This is a genomic window from Paenibacillus sp. CH40, from assembly GCF_024213605.1.
Classification (GTDB): Bacteria; Bacillota; Bacilli; order Paenibacillales; family Paenibacillaceae; genus Paenibacillus; species Paenibacillus polymyxa_B.
Genome location: NZ_JANAVQ010000009.1, coordinates 16,665 through 39,235, shown reverse-complemented (window position 1 = coordinate 39,235; position 22,571 = coordinate 16,665). Strand labels below are relative to the sequence as shown.

14 protein-coding genes and 1 pseudogene are annotated in these 22,571 nt (G+C 47.4%); 9 read left to right on the top strand and 6 right to left on the bottom strand.

What is annotated here, in order from left to right:
- Positions 1–597 precede the first annotated feature (597 nt).
- The 7 genes from NLX73_RS21130 (at position 598) to NLX73_RS21100 (ending at position 9,743) form a co-directional block, all read left to right on the top strand.
- Positions 598–1,851, top strand: a complete 1,254-nt coding sequence (locus NLX73_RS21130; protein WP_034094959.1) for a sugar ABC transporter substrate-binding protein — start codon at positions 598–600, stop codon at positions 1,849–1,851.
- Positions 1,852–1,887: 36 nt separating this feature from the next.
- Complete coding sequence (locus NLX73_RS21125) at positions 1,888–2,772, top strand: carbohydrate ABC transporter permease (RefSeq protein WP_028541958.1); 885 nt, start codon at positions 1,888–1,890, stop codon at positions 2,770–2,772.
- An 18-nt stretch (positions 2,773–2,790) separates the two neighbouring features.
- Entirely contained in the window at positions 2,791–3,645 is an 855-nt protein-coding gene (locus NLX73_RS21120; protein WP_023986622.1) for a carbohydrate ABC transporter permease, read from the top strand.
- Between the two features lie 346 nt (positions 3,646–3,991).
- Positions 3,992–5,506 carry an arabinosylfuranosidase ArfA gene (gene arfA / locus NLX73_RS21115; protein WP_023986630.1) on the top strand — a complete coding sequence of 505 codons (1,515 nt, stop codon included), beginning with the start codon at positions 3,992–3,994 and terminating at the stop codon, positions 5,504–5,506.
- 420 nt (positions 5,507–5,926) lie between these two features.
- Positions 5,927–7,822, top strand: coding sequence for an HSP90 family protein (locus NLX73_RS21110; RefSeq protein WP_254327253.1), 1,896 nt, complete (start codon positions 5,927–5,929; stop codon positions 7,820–7,822).
- Positions 7,823–7,846: 24 nt separating this feature from the next.
- Entirely contained in the window at positions 7,847–8,908 is a 1,062-nt protein-coding gene (locus NLX73_RS21105; RefSeq protein ID WP_254327252.1) for a hypothetical protein, read from the top strand.
- Between the two features lie 88 nt (positions 8,909–8,996).
- Entirely contained in the window at positions 8,997–9,743 is a 747-nt protein-coding gene (locus NLX73_RS21100) for a glycerophosphodiester phosphodiesterase (RefSeq protein WP_069080765.1), read from the top strand.
- Between the two features lie 167 nt (positions 9,744–9,910).
- Here the strand turns inward: NLX73_RS21100 and NLX73_RS21095 are convergent.
- The 5 genes and pseudogenes from NLX73_RS21095 to NLX73_RS21075 form a co-directional block, all read right to left on the bottom strand.
- Positions 9,911–10,737 (bottom strand): annotated as a pseudogene (locus tag NLX73_RS21095) (class I SAM-dependent methyltransferase).
- Between the two features lie 144 nt (positions 10,738–10,881).
- Positions 10,882–11,763 carry a UTP--glucose-1-phosphate uridylyltransferase GalU gene (gene galU / locus NLX73_RS21090; RefSeq protein ID WP_025723867.1) on the bottom strand — a complete coding sequence of 294 codons (882 nt, stop codon included), beginning with the start codon at positions 11,761–11,763 and terminating at the stop codon, positions 10,882–10,884.
- The gene (locus NLX73_RS21085; protein WP_254327251.1) at positions 11,760–12,182 is read right to left on the bottom strand and encodes a GtrA family protein; all 423 of its coding nucleotides are present in this window, start codon (positions 12,180–12,182) and stop codon (positions 11,760–11,762) included. Before NLX73_RS21085 ends, galU begins: the two co-directional genes overlap by 4 nt.
- 3 nt (positions 12,183–12,185) lie before the next feature.
- Positions 12,186–13,277 (bottom strand): glycosyltransferase family 2 protein, encoded by a 1,092-nt coding sequence (locus NLX73_RS21080; RefSeq protein ID WP_254327250.1) that lies wholly within the window; start codon positions 13,275–13,277, stop codon positions 12,186–12,188.
- Positions 13,278–13,294: 17 nt separating this feature from the next.
- Positions 13,295–15,646, bottom strand: coding sequence for a glycosyltransferase family 39 protein (locus tag NLX73_RS21075; RefSeq protein WP_254327249.1), 2,352 nt, complete (start codon positions 15,644–15,646; stop codon positions 13,295–13,297).
- Between the two features lie 288 nt (positions 15,647–15,934).
- On the opposite strand from NLX73_RS21075, the gene NLX73_RS21070 reads away from it, so the two are divergent.
- A complete protein-coding gene (locus tag NLX73_RS21070; RefSeq protein ID WP_061830691.1) occupies positions 15,935–16,621 on the top strand; it encodes a response regulator transcription factor in 687 nt (228 codons plus the stop codon).
- Complete coding sequence (locus NLX73_RS21065; RefSeq protein WP_254327248.1) at positions 16,618–18,108, top strand: sensor histidine kinase; 1,491 nt, start codon at positions 16,618–16,620, stop codon at positions 18,106–18,108. Before NLX73_RS21070 ends, NLX73_RS21065 begins: the two co-directional genes overlap by 4 nt.
- Before the next feature lie 83 nt (positions 18,109–18,191).
- Here the strand turns inward: NLX73_RS21065 and NLX73_RS21060 are convergent, their stop codons facing one another.
- Positions 18,192–22,484, bottom strand: a complete 4,293-nt coding sequence (locus tag NLX73_RS21060; protein ID WP_254327247.1) for a S8 family serine peptidase — start codon at positions 22,482–22,484, stop codon at positions 18,192–18,194.
- Positions 22,485–22,571: the final 87 nt, after the last annotated feature.

Genomic DNA, 22,571 nt, shown 5'->3' with positions numbered 1-22,571 from the left:
TCCTCCATAAGCTGTATTGTTGGTGGACAGCTCTTTTTTTTCAGATTCATGAGATTTTTTGGATAAAATTGATTCAAAAAAGTGCTGAACAGGCTAATAGCTAGTATAGAAGCATAATATTCTGTCGTATTATTAATCGAAACGTTTCTATTGTTGAACTCAGTTGGATTATATACGCTTTCAAATGGAGAGTCAAATCCAATTCAGGGGGTTTTCATAGGCTAAATAACGTAATAAAGATGATATAAACTAAAAAAAGTCGGGATTCTGTGCGAATAAAAAATAATATTTCTATTGAATACGGTTTCAATTTGTTCTATAATGACTATCGAAACGTTTCTATTGACGGGTATGGTCCTTGTGCTTTGAACATAAGTGTTATAGCGGTATGCTTTAATCGCTATGTATTTACATGCATCAGGATTTTGCAAGATTCGATTCCAGTCGCTCCAAAATGCAATATATAGATGAACGAGACCATTTCGTTCTATATATTGTTCATTGGAAGTCGCTAATTGTATTTTCGCAAAATCCTCGTATTTGAATCCGTTATCATATTGCATGATCGGTAAACCGATCATCTCGGGAGGAATTCGTATGATGAAAAGAACGTTGGGGATCATTTTGGCAAGCACCTTATTACTGGGGGGCGCGCTGGTAGGTTGTTCGTCCAAGGATGATTCGTCCGGTAAAGATGCGAACGGCAAGACGACCATCACCATGTGGGGCATGGGAGCAGAAGGGAAACTGCTGCCTGAAATTGTAAAAGATTTTGAGAAAGAAAATCCAGATATTCACGTTGATGTACAGGCGTTGCCTTGGGATAACGCTCACGATAAGCTGCTGACAGCAGTTGCTTCAAAATCCGGTCCGGACGTGGTTCAGTTAGGTACATCATGGGTTCCCGAACTTGCGTCTGCGGGTGCATTGACGGATATTACCCCTTATATCAGCAAGTATCCTGAACTGGAATCGAAGAATTTCTTCGAGGGTGCTGTAGGTACGACAAAATTTGAAGGGAAACCGGTCGGTGTGCCTTGGTACACTGAAACGAGAGTTTTGTTCTATCGTTCCGACCTACTGAAACAAGTCGGATATAATGAAGCACCTAAAACGTGGGAAGAGCTTTCCGATGCTGCCCAAAAGCTGGCGGCTCGGGGCAAAGGCAAATATGGTATCTCCTTTAGTGCAAAGGAGCAGTCTATGGGCTTTATGTTTGCTCTCCAGAACGGTTCCAAACTGGTTGACGAGCAGGGCAATCCGTTGTTCAACCAACCACCGTTTGTAGATGCTGTGAAGTATTTGAATACTTTTTTCCAAAACGGCTCTAACGCAGTGGATATTGGAATTGACTCTGTTCAAGGTTTACAAGGTGATGGTATCGTTCCAATGTTTATCAGTGGTCCTTTTATGATTAAAGAAATCAAGAGCAAGGCACCAGAACTGGAAGGTAAATGGAATATAGCGGAGCTTCCTGGCAAAGTAAACAACCTGTCCGTTTTGGGTGGAGCGAACCTTTCAATTATGCAATTCAGCAAGCACCCAGAGGAGTCGGCCAAATTCATGGCTTACATGAGCAAACCAGAAACGCAGCTAAAATGGATGGAACTGTCCAGCAACTTGCCTGCGGCTACTAAATCGTGGGAAGATGCCAAGCTTAAGAGTGATCCGATGCTTCAAACGATTCGTAAACAGCTGGACCATTCCGCAGCATTGCCGCAACTGGCAGCATGGGAAGAGGTTTCTCAACAATTCATCAAGAGCTTTGAGCGTGTTTACCGTGGTCAAGCGGACGTACAGAAGGAAATGGATGACTTTAATCAGCAGGCTGCAAGTATTATGAAAAAATAATGATCCATATCCGCCATTGTCAAAGGGAGTGAAGGCATGAAAGGAAGCTCGCAGAAGCTTGCGCCATACTTGTTTATCGGTCCCTCCATCATCCTGTTGACGCTGTTTTCGCTGTTGCCGATTCTACTGGCGCTCGTAATCAGCTTCACGGATATGGATCTGTCAGGACTCGTTAATTATGATAGTATTCGCTTTATAGGTCTGGAAAATTATACAAACGTACTAATGGACCCTTCCTTTATAAAGTCCCTTGGTAATACCCTGTTCTTCGTCATCATCGGTGTTCCGTTGGTGCTGATATTTTCGCTTAGCATCGCGATTCTAATTAACATGGGTAAGTCACGTGCTTTCAAAGTATTCCGAGTTGTGTTCTATCTACCGTCCGTAACGAATGTGGTTGCGGTCGCAGTCGTTTGGAGCTACCTGTATAATCCGACGCTTGGATTATTTAATTATGTACTTGGTTTGATGAATTTAGGTCCCGTCCCATGGCTGACTGATCCAACAGTAGCGAAAGTTTCGTTGATTGTGTTGGCAGTTTGGCGGGGCATCGGCTTAAACATGATTATTTTTATTGCGGCTATTAAAGGGATTCCGGGTTCTTATTATGAAGCGGCTCAGCTTGACGGTGCCAATACATGGCAGCAAATTCGATATATTACGCTTCCGCAGCTTCGTTACGCTATTTTCTTCGTGTCCATCACGACGATGATCGGCTGGTTGCAATTTTTCGAGGAACCGTTTGTCATGACCAAAGGGAAACCGCTCGACGGCACGCTGACGGCATCCCTGTTCATTTACAATAACGGATTCCAATTTAGTAAATTCGGGTATGCCGCGGCGGGATCGTTCATTCTGTTCTTCGCGATCATCGCGGTGACGCTGATTCAGTTCCGTTTGCAAAATAAAGCGGAGTCCTGATAGAGAGAGGTGATGAACGTGAAAACAGCTGTTCAGCAAGCCCGCGCCAATACGCGCAGTGGTGAAAAAACATTTCAATGGTTCGTGGCGATTCTCCTGACCGTGGGAGGTCTGTTGATGGTGCTGCCTTTTGCGTGGATGATTTTATCCTCCTTTAAGACAGAGGGGGAGGTAACCAAAATTCCTCCGACCATCTGGCCGCAGCATTTTACACTGGATAATTTTAAATTACTATTCGATAGCATGGCTTTTGGAACCTATCTGACGAATACGCTGATCATTGTTTTAGCTTCCTTCTTCGGATTATTCCTGAATGCTATGGCGGGTTATGGCTTTGCCAAATTCCAATTTAAAGGTAAAGGGTTTTTGTTTTATCTGGTATTGGCAACGATGATGATTCCAGGTCAAGTGACGATGATCCCCGTCTATTTGATCCTGAACCAGATGGGATTGACCAATTCCATGCTAGGGATTGTCCTGCCTGGATTGGTAGGTGCGTTCGCGATCTTCCTGTTCCGGCAGTTCATGTCCGATATCCCGGAAGAACTGCTAGAGGCGACACGTCTCGATGGAGCAGGGGAGTTCCGTACTTTTCTACAAATTGTATTGCCTATCTCGACACCAATTCTAGCAGTACAGGCCATTTTAACCTTTATCGGCGGATGGAATAGCTTCTTGTGGCCGCTCATTATTGCGAACGATGAGAAGCTGTACACCTTGTCCGTCGGACTGTCACTGCTCAAGGGGCAGAACGAAAGTCAATTTGCCCTGCAAATGGCAGGCTCAACCTTCATGGTCGTTCCGATCATGATTATCTTCATTGTTTTCCAAAAGTATATTATTGAGAACTATACGATTTCGGGGATTAAGTAATAGTGTAGTGACGAACTATAGGCTGAACATAGTAACGGCGTAGTTTCTTGGTTCTATACCAACGAGACTACGCCGTTTACTCTAATGGAAATATGAGCAGCAGGATAACTAATACTATTTAGCAAAGAGTTATTCACTCAATAAGTTTGTTTATAAAACGAAATATTTTGCAGTACGTAACCAATTGATTATCGTTTATCATAAACGTTAATACTTATATTAAGTATTTAATAATTATGTTGACTATAATAAATATGGTGTGTTATATTAAAACCGTAAATAAAACGGCTTCTTAGTCTTGGTGGTACAACGGATTTTATTTTCGCATTCAGAGAGGATGGTTTAGGTGGCAGCAGCTGTAAAAGCAAAGATGATTGTAGACAAATCTTTTCGTATTGCTGAAGTCGATAAACGCATTTATGGCTCTTTTGTAGAGCATCTCGGGCGTGCCGTATATGGTGGCATTTACGAGCCTACTCATTCAACTAGTGATGAAAGCGGTTTCCGAAATGATGTTAAAGAGTTGGTAAAACAGCTTGATGTTCCCATTATACGCTATCCGGGAGGCAATTTTGTATCCGGTTACAATTGGGAGGACGGTGTCGGCCCTGTTGCGTCCAGACCTAGACAACTGGAGCTGGCGTGGAGAACGGTCGAGCCGAATGAAGTGGGTACGAATGAATTTTTCAAGTGGGCCAAGGATGTAGGTTCCGAAGTCATGATGGCAGTTAATCTGGGTACGCGCGGAATTGATGCTGCGCGTAATCTGGTGGAATATTGCAACCACACAGGTGGCTCCTACTGGAGTGATCTACGTCGTAGTCACGGTGTAGAGCAACCACATAAGATTAAAACCTGGTGTCTTGGTAACGAGATGGATGGCCCATGGCAGATTGGTCACAAGACAGCAGAAGAATATGGCCGTCTGGCTGTTGAATCTGCAAAAGCCATGAAGCTGATTGATCCTGACATTGAGCTTGTATCCTGTGGCAGCTCCAGCTCCACAATGCCGACGTTCCCGGAATGGGAAGCAACCACACTGGATCATACCTATGAGGTAGCGGACTATATTTCCTTGCACCAATACTACGGCAATCATGACAATGATACGGCTAATTACCTGGCACGCTCTATGGATATGGATCATTTTATTCATACAGTCATTTCGACTTGTGACTATATCAAAGCAAAGAAACGCAGCAAGAAAAAAATGATGCTCAGCTTTGACGAATGGAACGTATGGTACCACTCCAATGATGCGGACAAAAAAATTGATCCGTGGTCTGTGGCACCACCGCAGCTTGAGGACATCTATAACTTTGAGGATGCATTGTTGGTAGGCAGTATGTTGATTACGTTCTTGCGCCATGCGGATCGTGTGAAAATGGCTTGCCTCGCCCAACTGGTTAACGTTATTGCGCCGATCATGACCGAGAATAACGGAAAGGCGTGGAAACAAACGATTTTCTATCCGTATTTGCATGCCTCCCGTTATGGTCGTGGGATATCGCTGATGCCTGTCGTGGATTCGGAAAAATACGATTCCAAGGACTTCACAGACATTCCTTATCTGGATAGCGCTGTAGTTTATGATGAAGAGGGAGATGCACTGACTGTCTTTGCAGTGAACCGTCATTTGTCTGAATCGCTGGAGCTGACAGTAGATGTACGCAGTTTTGAAGGCTACCGCATTGTCGAGCATACTGTATTGGAGCATGATGATCTTAAAGCGACCAACAGTCCAGCTGGTGAAAAAGTTACGCCTCACAACGGCGGCAATGCTAAGCTTGAAGACGGAATTGTAAAAGCTCATTTGGGCAAAGCATCGTGGAACGTTATCCGTCTCGCTAAGTCTCATTAATTTTCTTCTGTAAAAGGTACAGCTTCGACTGTATCTAAATAAGCTCGCATTCTCTCTTGTAAGAGTATTACAAGAGCGGCAATGCGGGCTTTTTGCGTAAAATGAGCCATTTGTCCCTCCATAGATATAGGTTTCTAAGAGAAAGGTGGATTTTAAATAAATATTATATTTATTACTAAATTTAACTAGACAAAGATGACCTTTATTCACTAAGTGCTCGTACTCCGTACATTTTTATGAAGTTAATTAGACCCAGTGCCAGACTTCCCAGGTGAAAAAAGACCCTATTATATCGTTGTCAACGTATTGATATCTGAAATGCAGGGTGTGCAATCGGACTTAAATCCACGTTATACTTTAAAAGACAGTCTATTTAAATCCAAATGGTGGTTGTAGTATTTCGAGAAAGGAATGATCTGTATGAGTCAAACAGACGAATATCGTTTTCAAGTGAACTTGGGCGGTATGATTGATATTTTGGCCAATCATTTATATAGCAGTCCACGAGTGTTTATACGTGAGGTTCTGCAAAATGCAACAGATGCGATCACGGCTCGCAAGGAGCTGCGGAAGGTTGCTGCTGAAAGTAATGTATTACAAGAAGACAAGGCCCTTGAAGATACAGCTTCTGAGAGTAACGACTATGAAGGTAAAGTCATCGTGGAGTTATCTGGTTCCGGGGAGCATCAGGTATTGATGATTCAGGATAACGGCATTGGATTGTCAGAAGAAGACATTCACCGTTTTTTGTCGATCATCGGTCAGTCTTCCAAGAAGGGAGCCGATTTGCTGGCTTCTGAGACTTCGTTTATCGGACGCTTTGGGATTGGGTTGCTATCCTGCTTTATGGTGAGCGATGAAATTGTAGTGCTGACCCGCTCGGTGAAGGAAGGCATCTCCATGGAATGGAGAGGGAAGCCGGATGGGACGTATACGATTCGTCGATTGGAAACAGAGCTGCCTGTAGGGACGCAAATTTATTTGCGCTGCAAGCCGGGAAGTGAGTTTTATTATGAGCCAGCGCATGTAGAGGAGTCTTTATTCTATTATGGGGCGTTGCTGCCGTATCCGGTCATGCTGTCTGTAGATGGGGGGACCAAGCGCGTCAATCTTCCGTCGACGAGCTGGATGCAGGACCCAGAGCAATTACGGAGTCGCCGTAGTGAGGTACTGGATTTAGGCTATCGCCTGATGGGCGAGCGCTTCAGTGATTTTATACCGTTGCGGACGGCATCGGGCAGAACAGGCGGGATTGCGTTCATTTTGCCTCGCAGTGTTAATCTGAACAGCAAGCGGCTGCATCGGGTGTACCTGAAGCATATGCTGGTGTCGGACAAGGCGGAAAATGTTTTGCCGGAATGGGCATTCTTCATTAAAAGCCTGATTTGGACAGATGAATTGCAACCAACGGCATCACGTGAGTATTTTTATGAAAATGAGCAGCTTGACGATGTTCGTTCTGAACTGGGAACCTGTATTCGGGAAGAACTGCTACGCATGGCGCAGTATGAGCCAGACCGCTTGCAGCACTGGATTCGTTTGCATGAGCTGTCCATGAAGGCGCTCGCCGTGGAGGATGATGAATTTTTGCGAATAATGTACCGTTGGTTTTCCTTCGAAAGTACATTTGGACGGCGTGAGCTGAAAGAACTGATCCGAGAGGCGGACGGACGTCCACTGCATTACACATCGACAGTAGATGAGTATCGTCAGATTACGCATGTGGCGGCGGCGCAATCCATGTTGGTGATCAATGGCGGCTATATTTATGATTCAGACATTTTGGAAAGGCTGCATTGGATTGACCCGAACCTGCAAACAGAGCGTCTTAGCCCTGAGGAAGTATCCCTTTCATTTACCGGGCTAACGCAGGAAGAGCGCGAGAGTTATTACGGTGTGCTACGTGTCATGGATGCAGCTTTGCAGCCGATGCGTTGCCGCGCTGAGTTGAAGCGTTTTGAGCCTGCGAGTTTGCCAGTGTTGTATACCATTTCTCAGGATGCCCTGACCTTGCGCTCCATGGAAAACACGGTTGAGGAGACAACCTCACTTTTTTCCAATGTGCTTGATAGTCTGAAAGCAGGAGTCCAGCAAAATTCGGGCTATTCCACCTTATACTTTAATCTGAACAACCCGGTGGTGGCGCGGATTCTTGAAGCTACCGATACGCAGATGGTCACGGCAGCTACAGAAATGATGTATGTGAATGCGCTTATGATGGGGCACTACCCGATGAACCGCAGTGAGTTGGGACTGATGAATCGGAGTGTGCTGCATTTTATCAATTGGGGATTAGGGAACGGACAAAATGCGTAATTGCGTAATTATAGGGGGAGCCAAATGGAAGATACGATATATGAATTGATGGAACAGGCGCAGGATTTGCCCGGGGGTGCAGCAAAGCTGGCGATTCTGGAAGAAGCTGTCCGCTTGGCAGACACATCCGGGTTGAAGGAACTTGCTTATGAAATCCGGGGAGAGATTGTGGACTGCGCTATTTTTAACGGATATCCATTGAAGTCGCTGATTGCTTTTTCGTGGCAGCTCGGCCAATTTGATCAAAATCCAGAGGAATACGACGCAGATGAGCTGTTGTGGAATTACAAATGGATACTCGGGAAGGTGTGCAGCTTTTCCAATATATCGAAGACTCAAATAGAAGATCTGGCGGAAGATATGCGCAGACGTTATGCCGAATATGGGTATAATGAGCGTCCATATTACTATTATAAGTTCCGCATCGCGATGGACATGGGTGAACTGGATGAAGCACGGCGATATCTGGATACCTTCCGCTTGGTCGAGCGGGACAGTATGAGTGATTGTGAGGCCTGCGAGCAGAGCCAGATGGTGCGGTTCTATTATTTGACCGGAGAAGACGAGCAGGCGCTTGCCGTGGCAAAACCGATTTTGTCGGGTCGCATGAAATGTGCAGAAGTACCGCATGTGACGCTTTCGCAGGTGCTGTTGCCGCTTTATCGTCAAGGCGAGGTTGATCAGGCAAAGGACAATCATCGCAAAGGCTATCGCCTAATTCGGGATGACCGCGACTTCCTGAAAACGATAGCGGAGCATATCGAATATTTGGCGATTGCCGATCCGATTCAAGGAATCGAAGTGGTAGAGCGTCATCTACATATGGCGCTGGACTATGAGAGCGGGCTGGAGCAGATGTATTTTTACGCGACGATGGTGAGTCTACTGCAAAAGTTGGATACTTCGGGAGAAAAACGGTTGATCCGGTTGCCGGCTTCCTTGGAATGGGCTAGAGAGGATCGCACATTGGCAGAAATCATTGCGTATTTTAGGCCACTGGCAGAGTCAGCGGCGGCTGATTTTGATCGACGGAACGGGAATACGTTTTATTCCGATTGGATCGGGAAAATTGTTCAAACGGCATAGAAGAAGTGGTAGCTGTGACGAATATTTTATACAGCCCAAACAATGAGCAGGTATAATGTTCCTGTGAAATGACAGGAGGGGTTATGTTGTGACTGTAACCGAAAAGGTGATTAATTTCGCACACCGCGGAGCTTCAGGTGTATGTCCCGAGAATACGATGGCGGCATTCCGCCACGCCTTGGAACTGGGAGCAACAGGTATAGAAACGGATGTGCAGCGCACCCAAGATGGGCATCTGGTGCTAATTCACGATGAGTCGCTGGAGCGTACGACAGGTTGCTCACTGGATGTAAGGGATATTACGCTGGAAGAATTAAATAAACTGGATGCGGGCGGTTGGTTTGATGAGAAATTCCGAGGTGAGCGGGTCCCGATGCTGGATGAGCTACTGGAACTAGCCCAGTCCTCGAATACAATTATTAATTTAGAGTTGAAAAATAGCATTTATCTCTATCCGGGAATGGAGGAAGAGGTCATTGCTGCCGTGAAGCGTTTTGGGTTGGAACAGCGGGTAATCATATCCAGCTTCAATCACGAATCGCTGGCGCTCTGTGCGCAGCTTGCTCCTGAAATCAAGACGGGGGCGCTGTATATCGAAATTATGGTTCGTCCATCGGAGTATGCCACCCAATTCGGGGTTACAGCACTTCATGCCTACAAACAAGTTGTTACACCAGAAGCTGTATCAGAGGCTTTGGCATTAGGCGTCGTCTACCACCCATGGACGGTGAATGAGCCAGAAGAAATGAAGCGTCTGCTGGAGGCCGGGGTGAACGGCATCATCACGGACTACCCTGATCGGTTGGCGCACTTATTGGCTGTTCGCTCTTCCTAAGTCGAAGACACATCGGAACTGTGACTAAGGTTTGCAAGGATATGACTGTGACTATTTATTGAAGTGAAAAAGACTCTCCTATACGTACTCGTTTTTACGAGGCGAGGGAGAGTCTTTTTTTGCCTTAAGCCGAAGAGCGTATCATCCACGATGACCTTGATTCCTTTCTACTTGATGCCGAGCCGCATGCGATAGCTGAACAGGATATCTAGTGTTCTGCCCTGAAAATGATTCTCTACCAGCTTCACGAAGCGGGCTATATCGTCGTCAAGCGCTCGATTGCCAAGTTTGAAGAGACTTTGAATACCCCCTTGGCTGAGAGCGAGCCCTGTATAGCGAGCTGCGTCACACTGCTCACGGTTGTGAAAGACAATCTCCCGGGTATATCGGAATTGTCCGCTGCGGTGCAGATTAGCTAAATGCTGATCCTTGCTCCATTTATGAGCTTGTTGCTCTACTGGGGCTTCCTGTTCCAAAAGGGTATCCGCTTTGGTGATAAGCTCTGTATAAGCTTGCTCTATCTGCCACTGCAGCACCGGAGGCCAGTCACAGTCAAAGGCTGCGAACACGCCGCCCTGAGCCAAGACCCTGCCCGCTTCCTGAGCGTGCCCTCGGGGTCCATCCAGTGAAAGGATTGAGAGCAGGTAATGACGTCTACAGTTCCGTCTTCAAAGGGCAGGTTGTTGGAGAATCCGCTTTTGAAGGAAATGGTTTCTGCCATTGTCGTTCCTGCTGTTTCCAGCTTGTGCTGTGCTTTTCCTCTCATGTCCGGGTTAGGCTCGATACCGACGATTTGCCGAGCGGCGTTTTCCCATATGAAAGTTGAAAGTCCTGTACCGCAGCCAATATCGGCAACTAGCTCTACATTTCGCTCCAGATAGCGGCTGATGATTTCCACGACGAGTGACGGCGCTTCCGGGCGGTGCTGATCGTAGTTGTCGGCAAAACCGTTGAAACGATCCACATTACTTTGCAGATTTCCCTCAGGGATCATAGGTCCTTTTCCTCCTTAGTTTCGACTGGGCGGCCGTGTAGATTCAAATGCTGCTGTACTCTTATATTGTACAAGTTTACATGTTCATCCATCTACTCTCGTGATTTCACAGCACCCGTCGGATTTCGGAGGGAGGAAATTCCCCTATTTTATCATTGAAGCAAGTGCCCACTCGCGCATCATGGAGTCAAGCATCGGACGCAAATCTTCGCGTTGCATACCCATGTGGAGCACGGCTTCCAGATATCCAGCTTTATCTCCAATATCATAACGTGTGCCTTCCAGCTCTAATGCGAGCAGTTGGTTCTGCAATGCTACTTGATGAAGGGCATCTGTCAATTGGTATTCACCGCCCGCTCCAGTGGACAGGTTTTCCAATATAGAGAAAATGGAAGGCTCCAACACATACCTACCAATGACTGCCTGCCGCGAGGGGGCCTCTGCCGGAGATGGTTTTTCAACAAGTCCACCGACTTCATGAATGAGACCGTTCTGGTGAGTGGAGTCAATAATGCCGTATTTACTTACATCCTGTTCTTCCACTGTGCGCACGCCGACCACTTGCTTGCCAGTCGCTTCGTAAACATCCATCATTTGACGAATCGCCGGGGTGGAGGAATTCATAATATCATCGCCCAGCAACACGGCGAAGGGCTCATCGCCAATGAACTGACGAGCGCAGCTGACCGCATGTCCCAGGCCGAGGGGTTCTTTTTGACGGATATAGTGAATGACTGCTTTACCCCCGATGCTTTGAACTTCACGTAGGAGATCATATTTACCTTTGCTCTCCAGTACCTGCTCCAACTCCACAGACTTGTCAAAATGATCCTCGATGGCTTTTTTATTACGCCCCGTTACGATAATGATGCTCTCAATTCCGGACTTGATGGCTTCTTCTACGATATATTGAATAGCTGGCTTGTCTACGATTGGAAGCATCTCTTTCGGTAAAGCTTTCGTAGCTGGTAGAAAACGGGTTCCTAACCCGGCGGCTGGAATAACAGCTTTTGTAATTTTTCTCATAGAAACTCACTTTCCTTTCGGGATGGGGAACTGAATACCCAGTATCGGCTCCCGATATAATTGATGATCATTCCGGCTGCGGTCGCGATCAGCTTGCTTAAAGCAAGTGGCAGCTCGGTTCCAGTGTGAAGCACTTGCAGTAATAAGGAGGTTATCCCCAAAACGATCAGGTTGATGACGATAAATTTAGGTAATTGACGCTTATTAGTGTCGTTTGATAGTTGTTTGTTGAATGTCCATTTGCTGTTCAAAATATAACTGTTGGCTGTGCCGCAGCTGTACGAAATGGTCTGCGCCACAATGACCGGCACTCCGACCCAAGCCAGCAGCATAAAAATGATATAATCAACACCCGTATTCACCAGACCTACGATACCAAATCGGATCATAGGAAGCAGTTGGGCGATGCGACTTTTCATGGTTTAGGCTCCATGACCGGATTTGGGTCCGGTATATACCGCACTGTTGCCGCGCACTGTGCGTCCTACCGAAATCAGACTTTCACGAGCTCCTTGCATGTACAGGGATTCACGGGGTTCAGGGGCTTTCATAGCATGTGTCGGACCGTTTTCGTATTGTCCACCCAGATGCTCACGGACAATGTAAAGCGGGCGTGCTTTGGTTTCGTCATAAATCCGTCCAACATATTCACCCATAATACCGAGAATGATCAGGATCACCCCGTCAAAGATCAGGCTGATGCTAATCATAGACGACCAGCCCTTCATCACATAGGAATCGGTGAAAAAGTTGAGAAACAATACGTACATCAGATACAGGAAGCCGGACATGGATAGAAGTGCACCGATATACCCTGCCAGCTTAAGCGGTTTAATCGAAAAGGATGTGATCCCGTCCAGACTGAGCTTGATCATTCGTTTCAACGGATACTTGGTTTCGCCTGCGAGCCGCTCGTCGCGCTCATATTCTACAGCAGTTTGTTTGAACCCGATCCAGCTGACCAGTCCACGAACGAATCGGTTATTTTCCGGCAGCCGTTTCAATTCATCTATAACCTTGCGATCCATTAAGCGGAAATCTCCGGTATCGACCGGGATATTAATATCCGTTGATGCTTTAAGTACACGATAGAAGAGGCTGGCAGACCATTTCTTGAAGCGAGTTTCGCCATTGCGTTTGAGCCGTTTGGCGTAGACCACCTCATAGCCTTCCTTCCACTTGTTAGCCATCTCAACAATCAGTTCCGGCGGGTCCTGGAGGTCGGCGTCAATGACGACGACCGCCTCTCCCACCGCATAATCCATACCGGCGGTAATCGCTAGCTGATGACCAAAATTGCGAGAGAAATCAATCAATACAATGGTGTCATCTCTGAGACTGAATTCCTTGATCAATTGGACGCTGCGGTCCGAACTTCCATCATTTACGAAGATCAGCTCGTAGGGCTCACCCATTGAGCCCATGACTTGTTTCAGCCTCCGGTAGGTTTCCGTAATAACGGCTTCCTCGTTGTACATCGGAATAACTATGGAATAACGGATAGGTTCACTCATTCGTAGTTCCTCCTCATTTATAATGTGATTTCGTATAAAGTACCGCTTCCACCACGTTCGTCTCCGCCAGGGCCACCTTGACCATCCTGGGCGTTTGCATTGCTGTTTGTGGTATCGCTTCCGCTCTCGGTTGCTTTAACGTCTGTACTTGTTTCGCCTGTTGTTGTTTTCCATTCATCTGTAGGGATCACTTTGCCGTGTTCTTTGATCCATGCAGTGACTTCAGAGTTACCGCCGTCCGGTCCGCCGCCTCCACCAGAAATCATGAAGTACTTCACTTGGCCGCTTTCGACCAGCGCCTTGATTTTATCGACGGTATAGACTGGATCGGAAGATACAAAACCGTTCATAATAATTACTTTTTGTCCGGCCTCGACCAGGTAAGGAGCAGCCGTTGAATAATTACTTGCTGCGAAAAGGTAGGTTTCACCTGTGTTGTTTTTTTGCAAATAGCTCAACGTTTTTTGATCTAAACTTTGGCTACCGTTTGGTCCCCCCATTCCTCTGGAACGGGTAGAAGATTTTTGTTCCGTGTCTGTACTTGTTTGTGTGCTTGAAGTATTTCCATCAGGACTGGAATTCTCTACATTATTAGTCTGGTTATTCGTTTGAGTTCCTTCGGCTTGTTGTCCATTAGCGCTCTGGCCTCTAGTGCGATCATTGCCACCCGGCATTCCGCCACCACCGCCGCCAAATTGAGTCGGTCCGGCTTGTGGAATCATGCTGTTCCCCCCGTAGACGATCGGTGTCAATGCCCAGTATGCAGGACCGATAAACATAGCGAGTACACTTGCAATGATGGCGAATCTTGTGAACTTCTCAGATTTCATTCGTGCTATTACCAGCAACACCGTGCCGATGATCCCTAGGATCAATACCGCGATGGACCAGCCGCTACCAATGGTATCGTTGTAATTTTGCAAAACAAACCAGCTAAATACCGAGGTTGCCAATACTGCGGCGGGTAACAGCCAGGAGAGCCATTTGGAACGCTCACGATACTGGTTCCACAATTCTACGAATCCTGCTCCAAAGAGCGCTGCAATTGGTGGTGCGAGCATAATCAGGTAATAATGATGAAAGAATCCTGCTACGCTGAAAAATGCAGCTACGGGAATCAACCAGGCCAGCCAGAAGATGACCTCTTTGTGCTTTTGTGTGATATTACGACGTCGAATGCTTGCAAGCAGACCGATGGAAGCAATCAATGCGAATGGAAGCAGCCAGCTGGCTTGGCCTGACAGGGAAGATTGGAACAACCGCAAAGGTCCTTTTTCGCCAGTGCCGAACATGCCACCACCGGAATTTCCTCCTGGTCCACCGCCTGGTCCACCCTGGCCACCTTGCCCATCTCCAGGACCACTTTGTCCGTTGCCGCCAAATCCACCCGGTGGCATTTGACCACCTGCACCGAATCCGCCTGCTGCCATGTTGTTGGCACCAGAGTCACCCGTAGTGGTAGTACTGTCCGATGATGTAGTCGTCTGAGCCTGATCCGTGCTCGTATTGCCGCTATTCGTTGTAGCGATATTGTCCCGATCTGTGCGTTCACCGCCACGATTGCCACCTGTACCCTGATCTCCTGTCAGACGGGACAGGCCGTTATAACCAAAGGCCAAATTCAGTACAGAATTGGTACCACTACTTCCCATATAAGGGCGTTTGTCTGCTGGGGTGGAGTCCACCACGACTGCCCAGGAGAGCGATACGATCAGGAGAACGACTGCTGACCCTACCAGTGTTACTGCTTTTCGCTTCCAGTTAAACTTGGAAGCCAGCAGATAGAACAAACCCAGTGCGGGAACGATCATATAGGCTTGCAACATTTTTTCGTTAAAGGCGATGCCTACGACTGCGAAAGCAGCAAGGATCAGCCGGGTTTTGCTATTTCTAATGCCTCTGAACAATAGCCATGTTGCGAGCAACAGTGTGAAGACCAACATAGCGTCGATGTTATTCGTGCGGCTAACCGCTACGGCTATCGGTGTCGTTGCCATGGCGAAGGCGGCCAATCGTGCGGCCATCGTACCGAAGCTCGGTTTGACGAGCAAGTAAACGAGCAAGACCGATCCGACCTGAGCTAGCGCCTGTGGCAAGATAACGCTCCATCCGTGAAGCCCAAATATATAGGCGCTCAGTGTCTGAATCCAGAACACCACAGGCGGTTTGTCTACCGTTACCGATCCGGCAGAATCAAGTGAGGCGAAAAAGAAGTTGTGAAAGCTCTGTAGCATGCTTGCTACGGCCGTCGTATAGTAGGTGTTTACATATTTGTCTTGCCAGATGTTGTATCCGTTCAAAAATGCGGATATCAGCATAATGATGATCAGAGGGATGTCCGCCCTGGTCTTAAACCATTTCTTAATCATGTTCATTCCACTCCCTGTGAAAATTCTTTGTATTTATTCCGTTGTTCTAGCCGCTATCTTCAGGACTGAGGAATGACCAGTCGCTTCTGATCTTGGCCCGGTGAACTACCGGCTTGCTATTATCATGCCATACGTACCTTAATGGGTTCTGAGCGCTCCCTGAACGTTAGCTGAAAGCTGAGCAGAGGTGCTTTTTTTGCGACAGGATTCAGGTATATTAGATACAGGTGAAAAATGAACCGACTTTTTTATGAGAAAAATGCGGCAACATGAAAGGGAAGATTAATAATGAATCCAATACACGGAGTTAAAATTATGCTGGCAGATGATGAGCCTCATATTTTGCAATTTTTAGAGCTTGGACTGATTAATGAAGGATATGAAGTCAGAACCGCCGAGAACGGGAGTGAAGCGCTCGATTTGGCAAGAGAGTTTCGTCCGCATGTAGCGGTGCTGGATGTGATGATGCCGGAAATGAACGGTTTTGAGGTGTGCCAAAGTCTCAAGGAGACGGAGGATAACATCGCTGTCATTATGCTGACCGCCAAGGATGATGTAGACGATCGGGTAAAGGGTTTGAAAATCGGCGCGGATGATTATGTTGTGAAGCCCTTCAGTTTTAATGAGTTGCTGGCTCGCATTGAAGCGCGCTTGCGCAATCAGTTCCCCGATCTGCTGGGCGAAGTGGTCCACGGACCCTTTCAAGTGGATGATCGACGGAAGGAAATTCGTTATCAGAGTCAGGTGCTGGAGCTGTCGCCTACCGAATATGAACTATTGAAGTTTCTGGTGCTAAACCACGGGATTGTGCTGAGTAAAAGTCGTATACTGGACAGGGTATGGGGGTACGATTTTGGGGGCGAGGATAATATTGTTGAAGTGTACATCCGCTCCTTACGTGAAAAACTCAAAGACAAGGAGCACCGGGTCATTCGTACGCTGCGCGGTGTGGGATACCGGGTGGATCTGCTATGAAGGCGGGCGGGAAAAGTCGGAGAAAATATGCGCTCCGTTCTCTCCGATCCCAGCTTTTAGCCAGAACGTTACTCATTTTGGCTTTACTGCTCGTATTAATTGGTTTTCTACAATATTTTCTGATGAAAGATTTTCTGTATCGCAGTCGAGCAGAAGCTATGGATACGCAGCTGAATTCAATTCCTGCCGATTTATTGATTAAGGATTCACAGGAGCAGAGTGGGGTAACCGCTCCCCGAGAACAAACCAATCGGAGGAATAATCGACCGGGGCCGTTTTTGTTCTGGCCGGATATGTCGCTCGCTTCTATAGATATAGATGGCACCTTCCAGAGCTTGTCCAACGAAAACGGGCTTAAGCCGCCACGTCTCACCACTGAGCAATATCATGCGATGCAGCAGAGCAAACGTATACGTCACGGCTATCAATTAATCACGGATGCTCAGGGGAAAGAGCAACTGGTTGTATTCCGTCCGCTCGGTCCACCTGACCGTTCGTCCGGTTTACTTCAAATGGGCGTATCCACGAATTCTATGCAAGAGCAGTTGATAAACCAGCTCCGCACCTTTATTTTATTATCACTGATTGCGCTTGCGATTGGGTTGGCGCTTATGCTTCCTGTGCTGCGACGCACGTTGGTCCCCCTCTCCAGGATGGTCGAGGCAGTCAAACGTATTGATGCGGGCAATCTGGCCGAGCGCTTTGACGCAGAGCAGGGGCAGTATGAGGTGGATCGTTTGGCAGTTTCATTTAACGGGATGCTGGAACGGTTGGAGCATTCGTTTGCTGCCGAACGGGAATTGCAGATGCAGATGAGACGATTTATTGCGGATGCTTCCCATGAACTGCGCACCCCGCTCACATCTATTCACGGTTTCTTGGAAGTGCTGCTTCGTGGAGCAGCATCTAATCCGAAGCAGCTTCAATCGGCACTAGAAAGTATGTACGGTGAATCCAAGCGGATGAATAAACTGGTCTCTGATTTACTATTGTTGGCTAAGCTGGACCGAACACCGGAGTTGAAACTGGAGGACATGTCACTAGATGCGTTGCTGTTGGAAATGAAACCGCAGCTCCTTATGCTGGCAGGTACACGTAAGGTAGTTTTTGATATGACGGCAGGTATACGGGTGTTGGCAGAGGGGGATAAAATCAAGCAGGTAGTGCTCAACCTGTTTCATAATGCTGTTCAGCATACTGATATGGAAAGAGGTGTGATCCAGGTAAACCTATCTGCAGGTAAGAAGTTGGTGGATATCCAAATTCGTGATAACGGACCAGGCATGAGTAAAGAACAGCTGGAGCGGATATTTGAGCGTTTTTATCGTGGAGATGAATCGCGTACACGTAGCTCAGGTGGGGCGGGCCTTGGTCTGGCCATTACACAGTCTATCGTGGAGGCACACGGCGGGAACATTACGGCTGAAAGCACACCGGGAACGGGAAGTGTATTCAAAGTAACGCTACCTTTAGCGGGAACAGTATAGTATTTAAGATTATGGCGTAACATAAAAATAGCCCCCCGAACCGCAGCTTTGGTTATAACACGGCTCGGGAGGCTTTTCTATTGTTAGTTAATCAGCGAAGCTTTTTGTAAAAGCACGTGCAGCACCTTGGCAGATGCCTCACGGGTTGTAGGTGCATTCGGCTGGAAGTAGGAAGAGCCTTTAATCGCTTCTCCGTTGATGATACCTGCTGCACTTACTTTTTCAATACTGTCCTTGGCATAGCCTGCAAAGGATGAAGCATCATGGTACGGTGTACGTGCAGGGCCATCGGCTGTTGCTTTGATTTGAAGCAGATCTACAGCTTTACCCAGCACGACAGCAATTTCTTGACGACTGATATTAGCGTTCGGATCAAACTTGTCGCTGCTGCGGCCCGTAATCAATCCAGCTTCATAAGCGGCTGCTACATCGCCGGAGTACCAGCTACCTGCCGGGATATCACTGAATGGTGCAGCAGTACCCGGTGTCAGGCCGAGTGCCCGAGTTACCAGGGCTGCAAATTCTGCACGCGTCACGCTCTTCTTCGGTGAGAAAGTCGTGTCGGTCGTGCCGTTGATCAGCAACTTGTTCGCCAACGATTGAATTTCGGATTGGGCATACGACGATGAAATATCTTCAAAGCTAACGGGACGTGTCGCCGCTGCATACGTCGAGAAGCCCGGACGGCTTACCTTGACGACGGTAGATCCATCAGCCTGCTTGGTGAAGACGGATGGAACGGGATAGACATTTCCGTTTGCCGTATAAAGTACACCAGCTGTATTGGAATCAATTTGACCAGGTACGGTAAAGGATCTGCTTATGAACTGTTCTGGAGCAACTTTGAGCGATTCACTCTTGCCACCAGTAACAACGTTAGCTTCAAACCCTACCGGGGTGCCGATCACATTGGAGCCTTTCAGCTTACTTGTAAAAGTGTTACTCGCCTCTGTCTGGCTGCTGATTACCACTTCAATGCCTGCACCAGCAGGAACATTTTTCAGAGCGGATACTGGCAAAGCCAGAGAAGAACCTGTATTGCTTACAATCAAGCTGCTTCCTGCTGCAGCCTTGCCCAGCGTTACCAGTTGTGTGGAAGTGAGCGATGCCTTCGTCGTTTGGCCTGCTTGGCTAGTAGCCGACAGTACAATAGCTGTCGGGCTGGAACCTGCTGCTGTCACGGCAGCCTGCAAATCTGCATCGGTTACTGTCAGCGACTGTACATTATTGTTCAATGCAACGGCTGTAGTGATAGTTTTAACAGCCTGTCCTTGTTTTACAACGCTTTGAAGTGAAGGTGCAGATGTAGGGACAGGAGTGGATGTGTTCGTTGTAGTAGAAGGTGTAGTATTGCTTCTGCCGCCACCTCCACCACCTCCGCCTCCACCACTACCGCTAGATGCGGCGCTATTATCCACGCGAATAGCTTTAGTGGCGGTGAAGAGTTTAGGACCGTCGGCATTGCGTACGACTTCGCCGTCTTTATTCAGTTCTGGAGAACTGACTTCCAGCTTGTATACGCCGTCCTTCAAATGCTGAATCACGGGCTGACCATTAGCATCCAGAACAGGTTTTCCCTTGTCATCTAATTCGACGTAACTTCCGTCAATATCCTTGAAGGAATATGCGCCTTGTTTGAGACGAGCGTTGGCTCCCTGTTCTTTGGAAGTCGTAATGCCGTCAATAAGACCAATTAATTTATCATCTACGCCGTATACATAAAGCGCGATCTGGTTGGTTTTATCTGTGGTCAGGCGGAATGCCAAATCTGTTGAACGTTGAGCACCTGTACGACTCGGATAAATAATCGGGTTGGTGACACTCAAGTCCTGCAAGCCGAAGCCAGTTGTAGGATTTTCTTTGCCTACATGAACGACGAACGGCAGATGAAGTGTTGGCAGTCCGGCGCTTTTCAGAATAACTTCCCCTTCATATACACCTGTGGCTGCACCCGAATTTGGTTGTACAGACAGGAAGAACGGTTGCGATTTACCCGGTTCTGCCGAGATTGCTCCATTCGCGCCCACACCTTGCAACTGAACGGCAATGTTGCTCACGTCAGGTGTAGCAATCGGTTGAGTTGGATCAGAAGTTACATTATCATGTAAAACGGTGCTGGCTTCATATTGCACAGTGTTAGCCGACAGGTTTTTGAGTTGAAGCTGAATCTGCTTCGCATCACTACCAGGTCGTAACACCCCGAAGCTGGCGGAAGGATTGTAATTCACAACCTCCTGCCGATTAAAGTTCTTGTCGAGAATCGTGATCTTTTCAACAGTTTCCAGCAGGGCGGGAGTCTGAATCGCATTAGCGATGTTTACAAGGCCTGCACCTTGGGAATACACATCATATTGAATTTTATCCTCATCAAAGAGTGTAATCGAAGTGTTGGCGAGCGCAGCGCGGATATCAAACGGTGTCCAGTTCGGATGCTGCTGCTTCAGCAGCACAGCAAGTCCAGCCACATGTGGAGACGCCATACTTGTACCGTTGCTACGTTTGTAAGCCTGCTCATAAGATGCATCTGGATAAAACTTGGCGAAAGCAGGGTAGGTTGATAAAATGCCAACACCTGGTGCGCTCACGTCCGGTTTGATACTGAGCAGTTCATCTCCGTTCGGTCCGCGGGAGCTGAAATCGGCCATGGTATTACCTGCATTATCTGTGCGAATATAGTCTGCTCCAAAGGAAACTGAGAACTTTTCTCCAGCGTTGTCTACGATTTGTTTAGCCAGTGCACGGCCTTCCTTACCTTTCATGTCAAAGGTGGGAATAAAGTCAAAGCTGTCACCCAAATTGGAATTAACGTAGTCATCGCGACCTGAAATACTTTCACCTAAATCAGCTTTGGTGATGTCGCCCGCTTTCGTATTCCCATTAAAAACGATAACAGCCTTCGCACCGTTTTTCTTCGCATTTGCGATTTTATCCACGAATGCCAAGTTGCCGCGTGAAACGAGGACGATTTTTCCTGCTACGTCTTTCTCTTCAAAATCATCAGGTTGTCCCAGATTCGCATATACCAGCTCATAAGGGGCAGTTCCCAAAATGGAGGCAAAGTCTTCTCTGCCTGTCTCCCAGCCCATCAAATTAAAATCATAATGTGCATAAGCATCATCAGTTACGGTCTTTTTCAATTCACCGTTAGCCTCCCAATAGGTGTCACGGGTGACCGAAGCTGTACCTGAGAAGCTTTTGCTCGGCGAAGTAGCTGCACCGACGGAAATCGCCAGCTGTGATGTTGCGGGAGAACCCATGGAATAAAAATAGGGGCCTTCCTGTGCCGCATTACCATTCGCTATGACCGCGACTACGCCGGAAAGTACAGCATTATTAATAGCAATGGAATCTGGGGAGTTCGGGTCCTTTTCGGAATCCGAGCCCAGCGACAGGTTAATGACGTTCATACCATCTTTGACAGCGCGTTCAATGCCATCAATGACCTGTGCGGAGGAACCGGAGGAACGACCCGTCTTGGTATTGCGTCCAAGCACTTTATACACGTATAAGTCCGATTTATAGGCAATACCCTTTTGTACAATATCTGAGGATTTATTTGCGGCTTTACCGGCAATCGTGCCGGAGACGTGAGTACCATGTGTCGTTCCGCTAAAACCTGTGCCGTATGGGTCATTCTCTTTTTCAAGGAACGGTTCCTCGTAAGGGTCGTTGTCCTGTTCAAAAGAGTCATATCCGCCTTTATAGGCTTCTTTCAAATCCGGATGCTCATAATCGATACCGGTATCAATAACCCCCACCTTGATTCCCTCGCCATTCAATCCTTTGGCCCAGGCTTCAGGAACACCAATCTGGTCCAGCGGTGCGTTATCATAAGTGGCTTCACTGGCTGTAAGTGTTGGCGGGTCCTGTACGGGGATGGAATAATACGTTTTGTTTTCATGAATGGATTTTACGCCTGGCAGTTTAGCCAGTTCTGGAATCTTATTGGCCGGCAATGTGACCTCCAAGCCGTTAAGCACCGTGTTGTACTGGTAATTCACCTGGAGAGAAATACCATGCTCAGCGGCTTGGTCCACGAACGTAGTTTGCTCGGTGGCAATCGCGGATTCCGCTTTTTGCTCAGATTGAGCTGTGAAAGCTTGGACGCCTGAACGTGCCGCATATTTGTCCACGGCTAAGGGCTCACCATCAAGCTGTACGATGACTCTGATCTGGCGGGAAGAGTCTGTGCTTAGCTCTGGCGAAATGAAGGCCGGAGCCGCCTCAATAGTCAATGCTTGCTGAGCTTCCAAAAATGAGTTGAGTTGTAGATCTGCGGTAGCAGCAGAACTGACAGACGGCAGAGACAAGCTTACCGTCAAGGCAAGAGCGAGTGATACGACAGGTATTTTTTTCAAAATGATAGGCTTTTTCAAAGATTTCCCTCTTTTCAATCAAAATATGATATGTCTACATACTAGGATTTGAAGCCACTGCCGTTGTTCTCACGCCTCCCTTAATAT